The following is a 17,799-nucleotide window of genomic DNA, read 5'->3' on the forward strand; positions in this document are numbered from 1 at the left end:
GAAGATAAGACGAGAAAAGCGCGTCTTCCCGGAAAGGGAAGACGCGCTTTTTTGTCGAACATGTTCAGCGTCCGCGGGCAGCCTTGCGGTCCGGGCGTGCCTTGTAAGGGTCAATGCCCTTGGGGATGGGCAAACGGTTCCCAAGGGAGTTGATCCGCTTACTGACAGCGTTGACCTCGCCCTTGGTGAGTTCCTTCTTCATTTTGCCCATGTTCTTGGCGATCTGGTTCAGGGGAACCTGACCCTCGCCGCGACCGGACTCGATCACGTGGATGGTCACGTTGGGAAGGATCCTGCCCAGCCGCTTGCGTTCAGAGTCAAGCAACGGCTTCACCCGGTGCTTGGGGCCTTCGCTGACAAGGATGACGCCGGGGCGTCCAATGGCCATGAAGACGGCGTCCTGGGTGCGGGGGTTGACGGCCACCGGCTGATCCTGTGTGATCCAACCGCGACGGAGAGTGCCCAAGGCGGCACCAGAGGCGCCAGGCTGGTTCTCAATCTGCGCGAAGGCAGCTTTCTCCGCGCGACGGGAAAGGATGAACACCGCAGCAAGCAGGCCCAGGGGAATGCCGATGATCAGGCCCGTGACCCAGTTCTCCAGCAGGTAGCCGATCAGGAACGCAACGGCTACAACAGCAAGGAATGCCAGGAGCATGATCCAGACAACCTGGGGATCATTCCGCCGGGTCATCTTGAAGACCTCAGCGATCTGCTTCAGCTGGCTCGGCTTCTTGGCCTTGGCTTCCTTGGGCTTGCGCCGGAACAGCCCACGCTTGGGAGCGTCGGCCGAGGGGGTCGATGTGCTTGAATCAGGGGATTTCGCCATAGTGCCTTAATTCTACGGGATGTCCGTCCGGACGCCTGACGTTACTTTACGCACGCAAAAGCCGGGTACCGCTTGAAAGAACTTCAGTGGTACCCGGCTGTTGGTTGGTTTTAGTGGTGGGCGGCGGCGAGGATGGTGGAGGCTTCCTGGCGGGTGGTGCCGGAGGATTCGATGTGGGCCAGGGCTTCGGGGATGTCCCAGCCCTTTTTCCGCATCGCGGTGGCCCACAACCGCCCGGCCCGGTACGAGGAACGCACCAACGGCCCGGACATGACGCCCAGGAAGCCGATCTCCTCGGCCTCGTGCTGGAGGTCCACGAATTCCTGGGGTTTGACCCACCGGTCCACGGGCAGGTGCCGCTCGGACGGGCGCAGGTACTGGGTGATCGTGATCAGGTCACACCCGGCCCCGTGCAGATCCCGCAACGCCTCGGAGATCTCCTCACGGGTCTCACCCATGCCCAGGATCAGGTTGGACTTGGTGACCATCCCCAAATCCCTGCCCTGGGTGATGACATCCAAGGACCGCTCGTACCGGAACGCCGGCCGGATCCGCTTGAAAATCCTCGGCACGGTCTCCACGTTATGCGCGAACACCTCAGGCTTGGACTCGCAGATCGCCGCGATGTGCTCAGGCTTGCCGGAAAAGTCAGGGATCAACAACTCCACCCCGGTGCCCGGGTTCAACTCGTGGATCTTCCGGACCGTTTCGGCGTACAACCACACGCCCTCATCTTCCAGATCATCCCGGGCCACCCCGGTGACCGTGGCGTACCGCAACTGCATCGCCTGGACACTGCGGGCCACCTTCGTGGGCTCGAACCTGTCCACCGGCGAAGGCTTCCCGGTATCGATCTGACAGAAATCACAGCGCCGGGTGCACTCGGACCCGCCGATCAGGAACGTCGCTTCCTTATCTTCCCAACACTCAAAAATGTTCGGGCACCCGGCCTCCTCACACACCGTGTGCAGGCCTTCCTTCTTCACCAAGTTCTTGAGCTGAACAAACTCAGGCCCCATCTGGACCTTCGCCTTGATCCACTCAGGCTTCCGCTCAACAGGTACCGCCGCGTTACGCTGCTCAACACGCAGCAACTTACGGCCTTCAGGTGCAAGAGTCACTGGAGAGCTCCTTCGGGGATGGAAACAAGTGCTTCTTCGTGGAGGCGGAATTCCTCCACAAACCGGTCTACGATATCCGCCGGATTGATGGTCCGGCCGGTTTCCAACGACATGGTGGTGACGCTGGCGTCGGTAATCCCGCAGGCGATGATCTGTTGGTACGGTGCAAGATCGTTGCTGCAGTTGATGGCCACTCCGTGCATGGTGACGCCGTCAAGGACACGAATGCCGATGGCCGCAATTTTGCGGTCGGGGCCTTTGTCGTCGGCTGTGATCCACACGCCCGCTCGGCCTTTCACGGTGACGGCGTTGATGCCGTAATCCTTCATGACCGCAATCATCATGGCTTCCAGGCGTTCCACATAGTCGCGGATGCCGGAGCGGTTCTTGAGTTTCAGGATGGGGTAGGCGATCAGTTGGCCCGGGCCGTGCCAGGTCAACTTTCCCCCGCGGTCCACGGGAACAACGGGTGTTCCGTCGAACGGCCGCTCGTGATCCTCCGTGAGCTTGCCGGCCGTATAGACCGCAGCGTGCTCCAAAAGCAGGACGGTGCTGTTTTGCTCACCCGCAACAACTTTGTTGTGGATCTCGCGCTGCAGGTCCCAGCCCTGCATGTAATCAACGAAGTCCGGGGCAAGACCCAGTTGTGAAAACTCAAGAGTCATGGGTTCAAGCTTAGACCCCGTGGCGGGGAGGCCGGGGTTTTGTGGTGAACCTCTCAGTCGCATCGGGGCCGGAATGCCGCATCCATCGAGCCTGTGGATAACTTCTGCACGAAATCGCCCGATCCGGTAGACCTTATCCATGGAAACACTGGACCTGACAGTAGCGGCACCTCGCATTGCCGGACATCGCACAGTGCGGTTTCTGGGGGCCGGCGCAACGTCCACGGTATGGCTTGTGCGGCGGGAATCGGACGGTATGCGCTTGGCGGTGAAATGCCCCAAGAGTGGTGACGGGGCCGCCCCGACAGGCAGTGCGTCTTCGACGGAGCAGGCTGTCTCGCGCGAAGTGGAGATGCTGACCCGGCTTCGCCACGAGCACCTGCTGCGGGTTCACGGAACTGTGTCTCTTGGGGAAAGCGGCGGCTGCGTAGGAACAGCGATGGAGTATGCGGCAGGGGGATCGTTGGCCACGCTGGTCGCCGGACGGCAAAGACTCGGCACCGGAGAAACTGTCACGGTATTGACCGCCATTGCAAGGGCTTTGGACTACCTCCACTCCCAGGGCGCTGTTCACGGGGATGTTTCACCGGGCAACGTCCTGCTGACGGCTGCCGGCATGCCGTTGCTGTCGGATTTTGGCAACGCGATGCGGGTGGGGGATTCAGCGTTAAGCGAGGACGTGGGAACGGAGGGATTCGTCGACCCGTCCTTCGCGGAACGAGGACACCTGGAAAGCGCTGTTGAGTTGCGGCCCCATCGCGATGTCTATTCCTTGGGGGCCTTGGGGTGGTATTGCCTCACAGGCCAGGCGCCGCAGCAGTTGAAGAACCGTCCGCCGTTGACGCTGATGGCACCGGACACGCCTCCGGCATTGGCTGCGGCGCTGGAGGCGGCTTTGGACCAGGATCCGCATGAGCGGCCCACAGCCAGGGAGTTCGCCCACGCCGTCTTCCGCAGCAAGGCTCCTGAAGTCCTGGACCTGGCGGGAACCGTTCATCCATCGGTTATTCCGGAACTCCTGACCAGGCGGCAGGCTTTGGGCCGGAACAAGGCCAGGTCCACGCTATGGCTGCGCCCCCTACGGCTGCGCCCCGTTTGGCTGCGCCCCGTCTGGCTGCGCCCCCTGCGGCTGCGCCCCGTCTGGCTGCGCCCCGTCTGGCTGCGCCCCGTTTGGCTGCGCCCCCTACAGCTGCGCCCTGTCTGGCTGCGCCAGGGTGCGCTGAAGCCGCTGGCAGTGGCGGCAACAGTGGTTGTTGCTGCGCTTTCCGCATCTGCTCTGTTGGGTGGCTTTCTGCCCGGCCCTGCTACCCATGCGGTAGCGAGGCAGGGTGATGACCGGGAGCACGGCGGGGTTGCGGGAACTGTCCTCACTGCGAAGCTTCCTGACGTCTTGGCAGGCAACCTGACCTCGCATGATCCCCTGGTAGCCCTGCAGGCGTTGTCGGCCGTCCGAGACGCGGCTTTGAGCGAGGGGCAGCTGCAGTGGTTGTCCTTGGTCAACGTTCCGGGGTCGCCTGCTGAGGCAACCGATGACGGGATCGAAAAAAGCCTGCGTCAATCCGGCACTGTCCTGGCCGGCCTGAAAACCACCTTGACCTCATTGAAAGCCGGCACCGCCGGGCAGCCGGATCACGCCATGATCGAGGCAACTGCCATCACTTCCGGTTACGAGGAACGCGAACAATCAGGCAAACCGGTCAGCACGCAGGCGGAGGCCGCGCCCCAGCACTTGCTGTTGCACCTCGTGTGGAAGGACGGACTGTGGCGCGTCTTCGAGATTCTGGAACCCGTGGGGTGAGTCAGTGACCGCTGTCAGAAGTCAGCCACCGCATGGCGTCATCGAGTGACGGATGCAGCCATTCGTAGCCGGCTTTGATCAGGCGGTCAGGAGACATTCTCTGGTTGGACAAGACCAGCTCATCCGCCAGCTTGCCCAGGACCAGTTTCAGCGCAGGTGCCGGAACCCGGAGCAGGGCCGGGCGGCGGTAGGCCTGTGCAAGGGCGGCCACAATGGTGTTGACGTCTGCACTTTCCGGAGCGCACACGTTGACGGCACCTTCAATGTCGGCAGTGAGGAGGAATGCCAGCGCCGCCGCTTCGTCGGCCAAGGTGATCCATGGCCAGTACTGGCGTCCATTCCCGAAAGGACCGCCGAGTCCCGCTTTGAGGAGGGGGAGCAGGGGCCCCAGCGCGCCGCCGGACTTGCTGAGGACCACGCCGGTTCTGGGCGTTACGACGCGGACTGATGAAGGTGCTTCGCGGGCCGCGCGTTCCCATTCCACGCAGAGCGGTCCCAGGATGCCGCCCCCGGCGTTGGAATTCTCGGTCAGGATCCCGCTGCTGGACGTGCCGTAGTAGCCAGAGGCCGACTGGCTGACGAAGACCGACGGCGGTTGCTCCAGCCTGCGCATGGCTGCCGTCAGGGTGTTGGTGGGTTGGAACCGGGACTCTTTGAGGACCTCGATTCTCCGGCGTGTCCACGGCCGGTCCCCGATGCCGGCCCCGGAAAGGTTAACCACCGCGTCTGCGCCCTCCAGGACCTTCTCGTCCAGGCTCCCGGCGGCCGGATCCCAAGACCATTCCCCGGCGTTCTTGGCGGGTCTGCGCACCAGTTGCACTACTTCGTGGCCTTGGCCGGACACATACTCGGACAGCGCCGTGCCAATCATTCCCGACGCTCCGGACATCACGATTCTCATGACACATCTCACCATGAGGCATGCGTCCGATGGAAACGCCGCCTCGTGTCAAGGACGGGAAGGACCCGATGACTATGATCGAACAATGACCTCCTCCAGCTACCTCCGTTTTCCGCATGTGCACGGCGACTTGGTCACCTTCGTGGCCGAAGATGACATTTGGGTTGCGCCACTTTCCGGTGGACGCGCCTGGCGGGTTTCTTCCCAGCAGCTTCCAGCCCGCAATCCCCGGTTCGCTCCGGACGGCACATCGCTGGTGTGGACTGTCATCGTCGGTACATCACCGGAGGTGGTGACTGCGCGGGTAGATGGTGGGGGATACAAGCAGCTGAGTTACTTCGGCCACAGCACCACTAAGGTCAAGGGGTTCACCCCGGCCGGAGACATCCTGGTGACCAGCGCTTTCCAGCAAGCCGAGAGCCGCCACACCCACGCTTACAGTTTGCCGATCACCGGTGGAACGGCAGTGGAACTGCCGTTCGGGCCCGTGGAAGGAGTCGCTTTCGGCCCTGAGGTGGGCGACGAGAAGCCGGTGGTCCTGTCGAGCGTCCTTTCGAGGGAGCCGGCATGGTGGAAGCGGTACCGGGGCGGGACAGCCGGTAAATTGTGGATCGACGCCGACGGTAATGGCGAGTTTGAACGGCTCATCCCCCATGTTGAGGGAAACCTGACGGACCCCCTGTGGATCCAGGGACGGATTGCTTTCCTTTCGGATCACGAGGGGTACGGGAACCTGTACTCCATCCGGCCCGATGGTTCCGATCTCCGGCGCCACACCGATCATGAAGATTTCTACGTCCGCCACGCCAGCACTGATGGCCACAGGGTCATCTTTGAGTCCGCAGGCGAATTGTGGATCCTTGACAGCCTGGAACCTGATGCGGTGGCCAGGAAGGTGGAGGTCACGCTGGGGTCGGCATCGCCCTCCCGCCGGCCTTCGCCGTTGAAGGTCGCGGCCCATCTGGGTGACGTCATTCCCAACCTCACCGGAACCGCCAGTGCTGTGGAGTCGCACGGAACCATTCATTGGCTTCGCCACAAGGATGGCCCCTCCCGGGTGGTCGAGGCGACGCCGGGCGTCCGCGCGAGGCTTCCGCGTCCGCTGACAGGCGGACGGATTGCCTACATAGCTGACCACGACGGTGTCGAGGCTCTTTACATCAAGCGGATTGCCGCGCGCACGTCACCCGCAGCGGAGGTGCCGGAGACCGTCGTCGAGGCCCCTGCCGCCGTAGCAGTGGACGACGCACTTCCGAAGCCGGTGTCAGCGTCCAACATTGCAGGGAAGGCACCCGCTGCCGGGCACGGCGGCGGAACAGCGCCGGCAGCTGCCTCGACGCCTGCGGCTGGGGGTCAGCCCTCAGCTGACACGGCCAGCGGTGCCGGCGTCGGGCCAAACGATGCAGCTCCTGCGGAAACTGACGAACGTCGCGTTGATTTTCCGGCGCCTTCCCGGCCCAGGGCCATGGAAGCCAGCCCCGATGGCCGCTGGCTGGCCGTCGGAACCTCCTTCGGCGACGTGCTTGTCATTGATTCCCTCGACGGGTCGTTGACCCACCTGGTCAGCGTTGGCGAAGGCAGTATTGACCAAATGTCGTGGTCCCCGGACTCGCAGTGGTTGGCATGGTCGGAGCCGGTGACCGCGTTCGGCTCGCGAAGCAAACTCAGGATTGCCCGACCGGCAGCCAAGGAGTCCGGCATCATCGATGTGACGGACGGCCGTTTCTGCGACGAATCCCCCCGGTTCACTCCGGACGGCAAATTCCTTGCTTTCCTTTCAAACCGGAGCTTTGATCCGGTATATGACGGCCACTCGTTTGATCTGTCCTTCCCCAGCCCCATCAAGCCTTACCTGGTTGCCTTGGCAGCTGATACACCGTCCCCGTTCGGACCGTCCATCGACTCCCTGGATGATGAACCGGAGACCACCAGCGGCACGGCAGACGACGACGGCCAGGCACCCGCGGTGCGGGTGGACCAGGACGGTTTGGCGCACCGCGTCATCACGGTTCCCGTTCCACAGGGCAACTACTCCCACCTCGATGTCTCTGACGGGGCGCTGTTGTGGCTCGATACGGAGTTGACCGGGGTCACGGGTGAGGGGCGTGGAACGCCGCAGGATAAGAAGACCGCCCCGTCCTTGGTGAGCTATGACCTCGCCAAGCGCAAGACCACCACGCTGGTGAAGGCCGTGGACAGCTACCGGGTTTCAGGCGACCTGAGCCGTGTTGTCTACGTACTGGACAAGCAGGTCACCTCGGTACCGGCGGACCGCAAAGTTGACGATGACTCCGGTGACCTGGTGAAGGTGGAACTGAATCGGGTTCGCGTCATCCTCGATCCGGTAGCCGCCTGGGGCCAGGCCTTCGATGAAGCATGGCGCCTGCAACGGGACTTCTTCTGGACACCGGACATGGCCGGCCAGGACTGGGAGTCAGTCCACCACCGCTACCGCCCCTTGGTGGAACGGCTCGGTTCCCATGACGACCTCGTCGATCTGCTGTGGGAGATCCACGGCGAGCTGGGTACCTCGCACGCGTACGTCCGCCCTGCTGCGATTGGCGAACCGGGACGCAACGGCCAGGGACGCCTCGGCGCGGAGTTCCTCCTTGGGGGCTCCGGCTGGGAGATCACGAAGATCCTTGCCGGCGAGTCCTCGGACCCGTTGGCCACATCGCCGTTGACGCGTCCCGGAGCTGACGCCAAGGTGGGCGACCTCCTCCTGGCGATTGACGGCGTCGAGCTTTCCACTGCCGTTACCCCGGCCATGCAGTTGGTGGGAGCGGCCGGCAGGACGGTCGAACTGACGCTGCTCAACGGCGAAGGCCATGGCGCTGCGGCCGGTGTGACCCGGCGGGTAGCAGTGGTGCCTGTCCGGGACGAGGAGAGGCTCCGCTACCAGGAGTGGGTCCAAGCAAACCGGCGGACAGTCCGTGAGGCGTCCGGAGGCAAGTTCGGCTACCTGCATGTCCCGGACATGATGGCCAACGGCTGGGCACAGTTGCACCGCGACCTGGACACAGAGACGGCTTTGGATGGCCTTATTGTTGACGTCCGCAGGAACCGTGGCGGGCACACATCCCAACTGGTTGCCGAGCTGATCGGACGCAAGGTCACCGGGTGGAGCATGCCTCGTGGCGAGAAGCCGCGCACCTACCCGGACCACGCCCCACGTGGTCCTGTTGTGATCCTCGCCGATGAGTTTGCAGGTTCGGACGGAGACATCATCACGCAGGTGTCCAAGCTCCGCGGCATCGGCCCGGTGATCGGCACCCGCACTTGGGGCGGGGTTGTGGGCATCGACAACCGCTTCGCCTTGGCAGACGGTACGGGCGTCACCCAGCCGCGCTACGCCACGTGGTTCGGCGGCGGCATCGGCTGGGATGTGGAGAACAGGGGAGTGGAACCGGACATCGAAGTATTGTTCCCCCCGCACGCCTATGCCGCAGGGATGGACCCCCAACTCGAGTACGGTATAGGCGCCCTCAAAGAGATGGTCCAGGAGCTTCCGACGGACCGGCCGCCACTGAGGGAGGGCTACCGCAAGCTCAAGCCGTCCCCGCTGCCTGCCCGCCCGAACAAGGGTTAGAAAAGCAAAAGAGCCCCGCATCTCCCAAGGGGAGAGCGGGGCTCTTTACGTTGTACTGCTGGGGGTCAGGACGCGAGGGTGGCATCCAGGGTGATCTCGATGCTCGCCAACGCACCGGACACCGGGCAGCCTGTCTTGGCGTCCTCCGAGATGCGACGGAAGTCTTCCTCGGAAAGTCCGGGTACTTTGGCCGTCATGGTGAGGTGGCTGCCGGTGATTCCGGTGCCGGGCACGAAGGTGACATCGGCTTTGGTGTTCACTTCTTCGGCCGTGAAGCCCTCGCCGGCCAGGGCGTGGCTGAACGCCATGGAAAAGCACGCCGAGTGGGCCGCAGCAATGAGTTCTTCAGGGCTGGTTTTCCCGCCGGACTGCTCCGTGCGGGCCTTCCAGGTGACGTCGAACGTGCCCAGCCCTGAACTGTCCAGCGTCGTGTTGCCGGCGCCTTCAATCAGGTTGCCGTTCCATACGGTGTGTGCGGTGCGTACTGCTGCCATGTCCACTCCTTGGTGTCGTTGATCGTTGGCATCCCGGTGTCACCGGGTGCCACCGTGTTCAATCCTATGGATAAGGCCACAGGACTGCACGGCTTGTCCGCTGTCAGTGGATTGTGACCCCGGGTTCTAGTTCCAGAGGGTTGCGATCGCGATGTTGATCAGGGCCAAACCGCCGACGCCGTGTGCCAGGCCGGTGGAAACGGGTTCGCCGTTCTTGACCTTGCGTGATCCGATGACCGCGAGGACGGCGACAGCGACGCCAATGGCGAACTTGATACCAAGCTTGAAGTAATTGGGATCGGCATCCGGAAGCAGCGGGAAAAGTCCCATCATGGCAATGCCCGTGAGGAGCTGCAGGAAGGCACCATCGCGTTGCCGCGGGTGGACGGTGGGTTCCTTGAGGGTGGCGATCCAGTAGCCCACAATCATGGCTGCGCCGACGATGTGCAAGAACACCAGAATGCTGAAAAGAATACTCATGGGCCCAGCTTATCCATTCCGTTCTACGTGCCGTAGCAAAGGCACGCGCGGAGTAGGCAACGAAAAGGCAGGTTGCCGGATTTCTCCGGCAACCTGCCTTGATGGTTCTGTTTGGGTTACCCCGTTACTGGGTCTTAGAGACCCAGGTCTGCCTCAAATGCGCCCTCTTCAAGGCGTGCCTTCAAGGTCTGGAGGAAGCGGCCCGCGTCGGCGCCGTCCACCAAGCGGTGATCGTACGTCAGGGAGAGGTACATCATGGAGCGGATGGCAATCGAATCGTCACCGTTTTCGTCAGCAACAACAACTGCACGCTTGACGATTGCGCCCGTCCCCAGGATTCCCACCTGCGGCTGGTTGATGATCGGGGTGTCGAACAGCGCCCCAACCGAACCAATGTTGGTGATGCTGAACGTTCCGCCGGACAGCTCATCAGGGCCGATCTTTCCGTCGCGGGTGCGGCCTGCAACGTCAGCGATCTTGCTGGCCAAGCCAGCGAGGTTGAGATTTCCGGCGTCGGAGATGACCGGAACCAGAAGGCCCTTGTCCGTGTCCACGGCAATCGCCAGGTGTTCGGCGTTGTGGTAGGTGATTTCCTGCTTGGACTCATCGTAGGCAGCGTTCAGCTTGGGGTGCTGCTTGAGGGCCTCGGCAACGGCCTTGGCAATAAACGGCAGGAAGGTGAGCTTGACACCGTTCTGGGCCTGGAAGGAGTTCTTGGCCTTCAAGCGGAGTTTGGCGATCTTGGTCATGTCGACCTCGTGCACCTGGGTCAGCTGGGTGGAGACCTCGAGCGACTCGCGCATGCGGCGGGCGATGACCTGGCGGATGCGGGGAGCCTTCTCCGTTGTTCCGCGCAGTGACGAAGCCACAACAGGAGCTGCGGACTTCGCTGCAGGGGCGGCGGCAGGAGCCTGGGCTGCAGGAGCAGCTGCTGCCTGCTTGGCCTCGGCTGCGGCCAGAACGTCCTGCTTGCGGATGCGGCCACCAACGCCGGTACCGGACACGGATGCGATGTCCACGCCGTGCTGGTTGGCCAGCTTGCGGACCAACGGGGTGACGTAGCCGGACTCGGATGACTGCTCAGCGGCCGGAGCCGGGGCAGCAGGTGCCGGGGCAGCGGGTGCCGGAGCAGCTGCGGGAGCGGGGGTTGCAGCAGGTGCAGGTGCCGGAGCGGCTGCAGGGGCGGGAGCTGCGGCAGGTGCAGGTGCAGCCGCGGGGGCTGCAGCGGGTGCGGGAGCGGCAGCCGGTGCGGCGCCGGAACCGATGACGGCAAGGACTGAGCCCACCTCGGCTGTCTCGTCCTCGCTGACACGGATTTCCTGCAGGGTTCCGGCAACCGGAGACGGGATTTCAGTGTCGACCTTGTCGGTGGACACCTCGAGCAGGGGTTCGTCCACCTCCACGGTGTCGCCCACGGCCTTGAGCCAGCGGGTGACGGTGCCCTCGGTGACACTTTCGCCAAGGGCGGGGAGCGTTACTTCGTGGCCCTCGCCACCGGAAGCGGCGGGCGCCTCCGAGGCCGGGGCTTCCTCGGCTGCAGGAGCAGCAGGTGCCTCCTCAGCAGCCGCGGCAGGCTCGGCTGCCGGAGCAGCAGGTGCTTCCTCAGCAGGTGCGGCTTCGGCAGCGGACGAGCCGGAACCGTCGCCAATGCGTACCAAGGGGGCGCCGACTTCGGCCGTCTCGTCTTCAGCAACGAGGATTTCTTCGATGACGCCAGAGATCGGAGAAGGGATTTCGGTGTCTACTTTGTCGGTTGAAACCTCGAGCAACGGCTCGTCGATCTCCACCCGGTCACCAACCTGCTTGAGCCAGCGGGTGACGGTTCCTTCGGTGACACTCTCACCGAGGGCGGGCAAGTTAACGGATTCAGACATGTCGTCCCCGTTCTCCTTATTGATCTTTGTGCGGATGAATGCTGCTGGTCCGGATCGGGTGCACACGGCATATGGCGCCGCGTGCCCCCGACCCGTTTGTCTTGGGTAAAGACTTAGCCGTGGAGCGGCTTGCCCGCGAGGGCGAGGTGGGCTTCGCCCAGTGCTTCGTTCTGGGTGGGGTGGGCGTGGACCAACTGGGCCACGTCCTCCGGGTAAGCTTCCCAGTTCACGATCAGCTGGGCCTCGCCGATCTGCTCTCCCATGCGGGAGCCGATCATGTGGATGCCTACAACCGGGCCGTCCTTCTGGCGGACCAGCTTGACGATGCCGCCTGTGCCAAGAATGGAGCTCTTGCCGTTGCCGGCAAGGTTGTATTCCTGGGTCTGGATCTGGTCGTCACCAAACTTGGCCTTTGCTGCCTTCTCGGTGTAGCCGACAGTCGCGATCTCGGGCTCGCAGTACGTGACCTTGGGGATGTTGATGTCTTCGACAACCACCGGGTTCAGGCCGGCAATTTCCTCGGCCACGAAGATACCCTGCTGGTAGCCGCGGTGCGCGAGCTGGACGCCGGGGACGATGTCGCCAACAGCGTAGATGTTGCCAACGCCGGTGTGGAGGCGTTCGTTGGTGATCACGAAGCCGCGGTCGATGGTGAGGCCGGCCTCTTCGTAGCCAAGGTTCGCGGTCACGGGGCCACGGCCCACGGCAACAAGGAGGAGGTCTGCTTCGAAGGTCTGGCCGTCCACCAAGGTGACCTTGACGCCGTCGTCGTTCTGTTCGACGCCCTGGAAGAAGATGCCGGTGGTGAACTTGATGCCGCGCTTCTTGAACGCACGCTCCAGGTTCTTGACGATTGCTGCGTCCTCGTTGGGAACCAGTGAGGGCAGGCCTTCAATGATGGTGACGTCGACGCCGAAGGACTTCCAGACCGAGGCGAATTCGACGCCGATGACGCCGCCGCCCAGGACGATCGCGCTCTTGGGGATGTAGTCCATGGTGAGGGCCTGGTCCGAGGTGATGACCTTGCCACCGATTTCGAGGCCCGGGAGCGACCGCGAGTAGGAGCCGGTTGCCAGAACAATGTTCTTGCCGGTGTAGGACGTACCGTTCACCACGATGGTGTTGTTGCCCTGGAGCTTGCCTTCACCCTCGATGACGGTGATGCCCTTCTTGGACTTGATGAGTCCTTGGAGGCCCTTGTACTTGCCGGCAATGATGCCGTCTTTGTACGCGTTGACGGCGGGCATGTCGATGCCGTCCAGCGTGACGTTGACGCCGTACTTGGCCGAATCGCGTGCGTGATCGGCCAATTCTGCCGAGTGCAGGAGGGCCTTGGTGGGAATGCAACCGTTGTGCAGGCAGGTTCCGCCCAGCTTGGCCTTCTCCACCAGGCCAACGGTCAACCCAAGCTGCACGGCCCGCAACGCAGTGGCGTAGCCGCCGCTGCCGCCACCGAGTACCAGGATGTCGAATTCTTGCGCAGTTGCCTGATCGGCCACTAAAACGCTCCCTCGCGTGAGCGATGGCACGGGACTGCGTGCCATCTGGTCTTTGGAACTTGTTCTGCCGTGATTATGCCAGCACCTAAGTTCTCTTGCATTTGTGACTACCGAGTTCACCTTAGCGAACCACCTACCCATGCTCCACCCTCTGCGGGTGTTTGTGATGCGCTTGTGTCGAGACTCACGTTCACTTGTGACACAGGCCTACACGCCGCATAACTCCGGGGTTGCGCGGTCCCCACGAACTCATCCGTGGGGACCGCGCGCGCCGGTTTGAGGGCCGGAAACCCTAGGCTGAAACGGCCAGGAGATCCTCGGCGTAGGCAACCAGGGTGCGGACGGTGCATCCGGTGCCCTGCTTGGGGGTGTAGCCGTAGGGGCTGCCGTTGTTGAACGAAGGCCCGGCGATGTCGACGTGGGCCCAAGGGATTTGCTCCCCGTTGTCCTGCTTGCCTACGAATTCGCGCAGGAACACCGCGGCGGTCATCATGCCACCGTTGCGTTCGCCGATGTTGGCGAGGTCTGCCACCTGGGAGTCCAGGCTGGGGCGAAGTTCCTCAGGCAGGGGCATGGGCCAGACGAGTTCGCCGGCGCGGTCGGCGGCGGTCTTCAAGGCGGCAGTCACCGAGTCCGAACCCATGACGCCGGCCGTCCGCAGGCCCAGGGCGATCAGCTGTGCGCCGGTCAATGTTGCGACGTCGATGATGGCGTCGGGCTTTTCCTGGCTGGCTGCAACGATGCCGTCAGCCATGACGAGCCTGCCTTCTGCATCCGTATTAAGGACCTCAACGGTTTTGCCGCCGAAGATGGTGAGAACGTCCGCCGGCCGCTGTGCCGCACCGGAGGGCATGTTCTCCGCAATGCAGAGCCAGGCGGTCGCCTTGATGGGCAGGCCCAGCGAGGCGATGGCCAGCACGGCGTTAAGGACGACGGCGGCGCCCGCCATATCGCTCTTCATGTCTCCCATGCCCAGGGCCGGCTTAATGGAAATGCCACCGGTGTCAAAGGTGATGCCCTTGCCCACCAGGGCGATCTTCTTGGTGGCCTTGGCGGGAGCGTATTCCACCTTGACCAGGCGGGGCTGGCGGGTTGAACCCTTGCCCACCCCCATGATGCCGCCGAAGCCTTCCTTGTCCAGCCGCTTCTCATCCCACACGGTCACCTTGACAGGCAGGCCCTTGGAGAGCTCCTTGGCGGATTCAGCGAACGACTCGGGGTAGAGGTGGCTGGGCGGCTGGTTCACGAGCGTGCGGGTGGCGTTGACTGCCCGTGCCAGCACTACGGCGCGGTCCAGTGCAGGCTGTGCCGCTGCAGCCGGTACGTCCGAGTACACGGTGACCTTCGCAACCGGAGCCTTCAGGCCATCCTTGCTGGAGCGGTGCTCGGTGTAGGAGTAGGCTCCCAGCGCGGCCCCTTCGGCGATTGCGGCAACATCGGCCACGCTCTGGGCCGGGAAAGCCAAGGTGACTGACTGGAGCCCGGCCAGCTGGCGCACAGCTGAGCCCGCTGCGCGGCGCAGAGCCTCTTCGGTGAGGTTGCCGCCGTCGGCCGATGCTCCCACGCCGGCCAGAACCAGAATGCCTGCCCCTGTCTCCGGGAGGCCGGGCAGCCGGTGGACCTGGTCCGCGGCGCCGGTGATCCCCAACTGCTTCAACGATCCGGAGATGGATTCCGCGGCCTTGGCGCTCAGTGGATTGGACAGCAGTACAGGCCCGTCCGCGCCCTTGGCCACCCCCACCACAAGTGCGTCACTGGGGGACTTCTTCAGGTCCTTGGCGATGATGCCCAGGTTGATGTCAGTAGTCTTGACCACGAGGATGATGCCTCATTTCTCTCTGCTTGGCGTGGGAGCCGCATGTTTGGCGGCCGTCCCGGTTTTAGCGCCCGTCGTCGACTGTGGACGGCGGTCTTGGTCTGAATGGCGGCGCTTGCAAGGGCGCCTGTCCTTTTTGATCGTAGTCTCTCCACTGCAATGGACGGCAATTAAATGAGAGCTGCGGCACATCAGGGGGCTGGAATGTGCGGCGTCAACCGGGCGTTGTACTCCTTGAGAAGAATCCGGAAGCAGCACAGGAACCGCAACGATGTTCCTGTGACAGGCCTACGGCTGGACGTTTGTTTCGTGAAAGGAATATGCCGTGTTTGAACGGTTATCCGGTTCCCTCCTGGACCCCGAGTCGCTGTATGCCAGCAACATCGAGACCTTCCACAGCCCCGAGCTGCGGGGTCTGGACTTGGTCATGGGCTTCACGGGTTTCGCCGACGCCGGACACGTGGTGCGGCAAATCAATGCCGAACTCCTGGACGGTCCCGACGTCGAGGTAGTGGCGATGTTCGACGCCGACCAACTCATGGACTACCGCTCCCGCAGGCCACACATCAGTTTCGTGGAGGACCACCTCCAGGACTACCAGGCACCGAAACTGGGCCTCTACAAATTGACCGATGGCCTGGGCCAGCCCTTTCTGCTCCTGGCGGGTTTTGAGCCTGACCTGCAGTGGGAGCGCTTCTCCCGTGCCGTCGTCGGGATCGTGGAGAAGCTTGACGTCAATCTGGTGACGTGGATCCACTCCATCCCCATGCCCGTGCCCCACACCCGCCCCGTCGGCGTCACGGTGCATGGCACCCGTCCCGAGCTGATTGAGGGGATCTCCAGCTGGAAGCCCACCGTTGATGTCCCGGCAGCCATCGGCCACATCCTGGAGCTCAGGCTCACCGAAGCCGAGCGAAACGTGGCCGGTTACGTCATCCACGTCCCGCACTACCTTGCCGAGGCGGAGTACCCACCCGCTGCGGTGGCCGGCCTGGAATACCTGGGGGCTGCGACCTCGTTGATGCTGCCCACCGACCGCCTCCGGGAAGCAGGGCGGGAAGTTGCCCGTCAGATTGCCGAGCAGATCGAGGCTTCGGAAGAAGTGCAGGCCGTGGTGTCCAATCTCGAAACCCGGTATGACGAAAAGTCCGAGGGCGTGGTGCGTCGCTCCTTGCTGGCCGATGAGAATGACGAACTGCCCAACGCAGACGATCTGGGGGCCGCCGTTGAGGCCTACTTGGCGCGCAAGGATTCGCCGCAATAAATCAGGTTTGTGCTGCGGGCGGGCATAATTGTGGGGTGAATGCTCCCCGCGCCTGGCTTATTTGGACGATATGTGTCTTCGCCTACCTGGTGGCTGTGGCGCAGAGAACCTCGTTCGGCGTAGCGGGGCTTGAGGCGACCGAGCGTTTTGACGCAAGCGCCGCAGCCATTTCCTTCTTCACCGTCCTGCAGCTCCTGGTGTACGCCGGCCTGCAGATCCCGGTGGGGGTCCTGGTAGACCGGTTCGGGTCCCGGGCCATGGTGGCAGGCGGCGCCGTGCTGATGGGACTTGGCCAGCTGCAGCTCGCGTACGCGGAAAGTATCCCTGGAGGCGTTTTGGGGCGTGTCCTGGTAGGTGCCGGAGACGCCATGACATTCATCTCCGTGATCCGGCTGGTGCCCCTGTGGTTCGCTCCAGCCAAGGTGCCGCTGGTCACCCAACTGACGGGTATGAGCGGTCAGCTGGGCCAGCTCTTCAGTGTGGTGCCATTCGCCCTGCTGCTCCACTCCGCAGGATGGACCCCGGCTTTCCTGACCTTGGCGGCGATGTCCGTCCTGGCGGTGGTGTTGGTGCTGGTCCTGCTGAGGGACGCGCCCCCGGGGCATCCGCCCCGCGAGGCAGGGCAGGGCCTGCGGGCCACGGGAGTGTCCTTGTCCCGTGCGTGGAAACAACCGGGCACACGGCTGGGATTGTGGAGCCATTTCACTGTCCAATTCAGCGGAAACCTCTTCGCAATGACGTGGGGATATCCCTTTTTGTTGTCCGCGCAGGGGTTGGATGCCGGCACCGTTTCGGCGCTGATGGCACTTTTCGTGGGAACGGCGATCGTTGCCGGGCCCGGGTTCGGGCGGTTCGTCGCCAGGCATCCCATGCGGCGCTCGGCGATGGTCCTCCTCATCACCCTGGCAACCGCGCTGGCCTGGGCTGCGGTGCTGATTCTTCCCGACAGGGCCCCGCTGTGGCTGCTGGTGATCCTGGTGGTGGTCCTTGCCGTCGGCGGCCCAGGTTCCATGATTGGCTTCGATTTCGCCAGGACCTTCAATCCCTCGCAGCGGATTGGAACGGCAACGGGGATCGTCAACGTGGGTGGCTTTATCGCTGCCCTGATCGCCATCTACCTGATCGGCTTGGTCCTTGACCTTCTCAACGCCAGTGGTTTCTCCGGTGGGGAACTGTACGGCCTCGCTTCCTTCCGGATTGCCTTGAGCGTCCAGTTTGTCCTTCTGGGTCTTGGCACGGTCCTTATCCTGATCACCCGGCGGAAGGTGCGGCGTCAGATGGCCGCCCAAGGCACCCATGTTCCACCGCTCATGGCCACTTTGGCCAAGCAGCGCAGGGAGCGGATGGAACGCCGGCGAACCGCGCGGTCAGGCGTCGCGGCCAGGAGAGATCCGCAGGAATAGTCACGTGCCCCTCGGGTGTCGGCAGACCCAGCACTTTTCCACATAGGCCGGATGGCCACTGTTTCGCCT

Annotated in this window: 13 protein-coding genes; 4 read left to right on the plus strand and 9 right to left on the minus strand. The window is 63.4% G+C overall.

What is annotated here, in order from left to right; translation table 11 throughout:
* Window positions 1-64 precede the first annotated feature (64 nt).
* From JOE60_RS07655 to lipB, 3 genes are all read right to left on the minus strand, one after another.
* Window positions 65-826, minus strand: coding sequence for a DUF4191 domain-containing protein (locus JOE60_RS07655; protein WP_167269462.1), 762 nt, complete (start codon window positions 824-826; stop codon window positions 65-67).
* 110 nt (window positions 827-936) lie between these two features.
* Entirely contained in the window at window positions 937-1,947 is a 1,011-nt protein-coding gene (gene lipA / locus JOE60_RS07660) for a lipoyl synthase (RefSeq protein WP_204814870.1), read from the minus strand.
* The gene (gene lipB, locus JOE60_RS07665) at window positions 1,944-2,612 is read right to left on the minus strand and encodes a lipoyl(octanoyl) transferase LipB (protein ID WP_167269084.1); all 669 of its coding nucleotides are present in this window, start codon (window positions 2,610-2,612) and stop codon (window positions 1,944-1,946) included. The genes lipA and lipB overlap by 4 nt, the downstream gene beginning before the upstream one ends.
* A 139-nt stretch (window positions 2,613-2,751) precedes the next feature.
* Here lipB and JOE60_RS07670 point away from each other — a divergent pair, with 139 nt between their 5' ends.
* The gene (locus JOE60_RS07670; protein ID WP_167269082.1) at window positions 2,752-4,410 is read left to right on the plus strand and encodes a serine/threonine protein kinase; all 1,659 of its coding nucleotides are present in this window, start codon (window positions 2,752-2,754) and stop codon (window positions 4,408-4,410) included.
* Window position 4,411: 1 nt separating this feature from the next.
* Here JOE60_RS07670 and JOE60_RS07675 read toward each other — a convergent pair whose 3' ends face one another.
* Window positions 4,412-5,311 carry a TIGR01777 family oxidoreductase gene (locus tag JOE60_RS07675; RefSeq protein ID WP_167269080.1) on the minus strand — a complete coding sequence of 300 codons (900 nt, stop codon included), beginning with the start codon at window positions 5,309-5,311 and terminating at the stop codon, window positions 4,412-4,414.
* Window positions 5,312-5,396: 85 nt separating this feature from the next.
* Here JOE60_RS07675 and JOE60_RS07680 point away from each other — a divergent pair, with 85 nt between their 5' ends.
* Window positions 5,397-8,900: a S41 family peptidase gene (locus tag JOE60_RS07680; RefSeq protein ID WP_167269078.1), complete on the plus strand. Its 3,504-nt coding sequence runs from the start codon at window positions 5,397-5,399 to the stop codon at window positions 8,898-8,900.
* Between the two features lie 65 nt (window positions 8,901-8,965).
* Here the strand turns inward: JOE60_RS07680 and JOE60_RS07685 are convergent, their stop codons facing one another.
* From JOE60_RS07685 to JOE60_RS07705, 5 genes are all read right to left on the minus strand, one after another.
* Complete coding sequence (locus JOE60_RS07685) at window positions 8,966-9,394, minus strand: OsmC family protein (RefSeq protein WP_167269076.1); 429 nt, start codon at window positions 9,392-9,394, stop codon at window positions 8,966-8,968.
* A 126-nt stretch (window positions 9,395-9,520) separates the two neighbouring features.
* Complete coding sequence (locus JOE60_RS07690) at window positions 9,521-9,874, minus strand: hypothetical protein (protein ID WP_167269073.1); 354 nt, start codon at window positions 9,872-9,874, stop codon at window positions 9,521-9,523.
* 134 nt (window positions 9,875-10,008) lie between these two features.
* Window positions 10,009-11,748, minus strand: a complete 1,740-nt coding sequence (gene sucB / locus JOE60_RS07695; RefSeq protein ID WP_167269071.1) for a 2-oxoglutarate dehydrogenase, E2 component, dihydrolipoamide succinyltransferase — start codon at window positions 11,746-11,748, stop codon at window positions 10,009-10,011.
* 113 nt (window positions 11,749-11,861) lie between these two features.
* Window positions 11,862-13,247 carry a dihydrolipoyl dehydrogenase gene (gene lpdA, locus JOE60_RS07700; RefSeq protein ID WP_167269068.1) on the minus strand — a complete coding sequence of 462 codons (1,386 nt, stop codon included), beginning with the start codon at window positions 13,245-13,247 and terminating at the stop codon, window positions 11,862-11,864.
* A gap of 292 nt (window positions 13,248-13,539) precedes the next feature.
* Entirely contained in the window at window positions 13,540-15,063 is a 1,524-nt protein-coding gene (locus tag JOE60_RS07705) for a leucyl aminopeptidase (RefSeq protein WP_167269066.1), read from the minus strand.
* Between the two features lie 325 nt (window positions 15,064-15,388).
* Here JOE60_RS07705 and JOE60_RS07710 point away from each other — a divergent pair, with 325 nt between their 5' ends.
* Entirely contained in the window at window positions 15,389-16,327 is a 939-nt protein-coding gene (locus JOE60_RS07710) for a proteasome assembly chaperone family protein (RefSeq protein WP_167269063.1), read from the plus strand.
* Window positions 16,328-16,362: 35 nt separating this feature from the next.
* Window positions 16,363-17,730 carry an MFS transporter gene (locus tag JOE60_RS07715; protein WP_167269061.1) on the plus strand — a complete coding sequence of 456 codons (1,368 nt, stop codon included), beginning with the start codon at window positions 16,363-16,365 and terminating at the stop codon, window positions 17,728-17,730.
* Window positions 17,731-17,799: the final 69 nt, after the last annotated feature.

This window comes from Paenarthrobacter ilicis, assembly GCF_016907545.1.
Taxonomy (GTDB): Bacteria; Actinomycetota; Actinomycetes; order Actinomycetales; family Micrococcaceae; genus Arthrobacter; species Arthrobacter ilicis.

Coding starts and splice junctions, on each gene's coding strand:
- JOE60_RS07655 (WP_167269462.1), bottom strand. CDS start 826: ATGGCGAAATCCCCTGATTCAAGCACATCGACCCCCTCGGCCGACGCT.
- lipB (WP_167269084.1), bottom strand. CDS start 2,612: ATGACTCTTGAGTTTTCACAACTGGGTCTTGCCCCGGACTTCGTTGAT.
- JOE60_RS07670 (WP_167269082.1), top strand. CDS start 2,752: ATGGAAACACTGGACCTGACAGTAGCGGCACCTCGCATTGCCGGACAT.
- JOE60_RS07675 (WP_167269080.1), bottom strand. CDS start 5,311: ATGAGAATCGTGATGTCCGGAGCGTCGGGAATGATTGGCACGGCGCTG.
- JOE60_RS07680 (WP_167269078.1), top strand. CDS start 5,397: ATGACCTCCTCCAGCTACCTCCGTTTTCCGCATGTGCACGGCGACTTG.
- JOE60_RS07685 (WP_167269076.1), bottom strand. CDS start 9,394: ATGGCAGCAGTACGCACCGCACACACCGTATGGAACGGCAACCTGATT.
- JOE60_RS07690 (WP_167269073.1), bottom strand. CDS start 9,874: ATGAGTATTCTTTTCAGCATTCTGGTGTTCTTGCACATCGTCGGCGCA.
- sucB (WP_167269071.1), bottom strand. CDS start 11,748: ATGTCTGAATCCGTTAACTTGCCCGCCCTCGGTGAGAGTGTCACCGAA.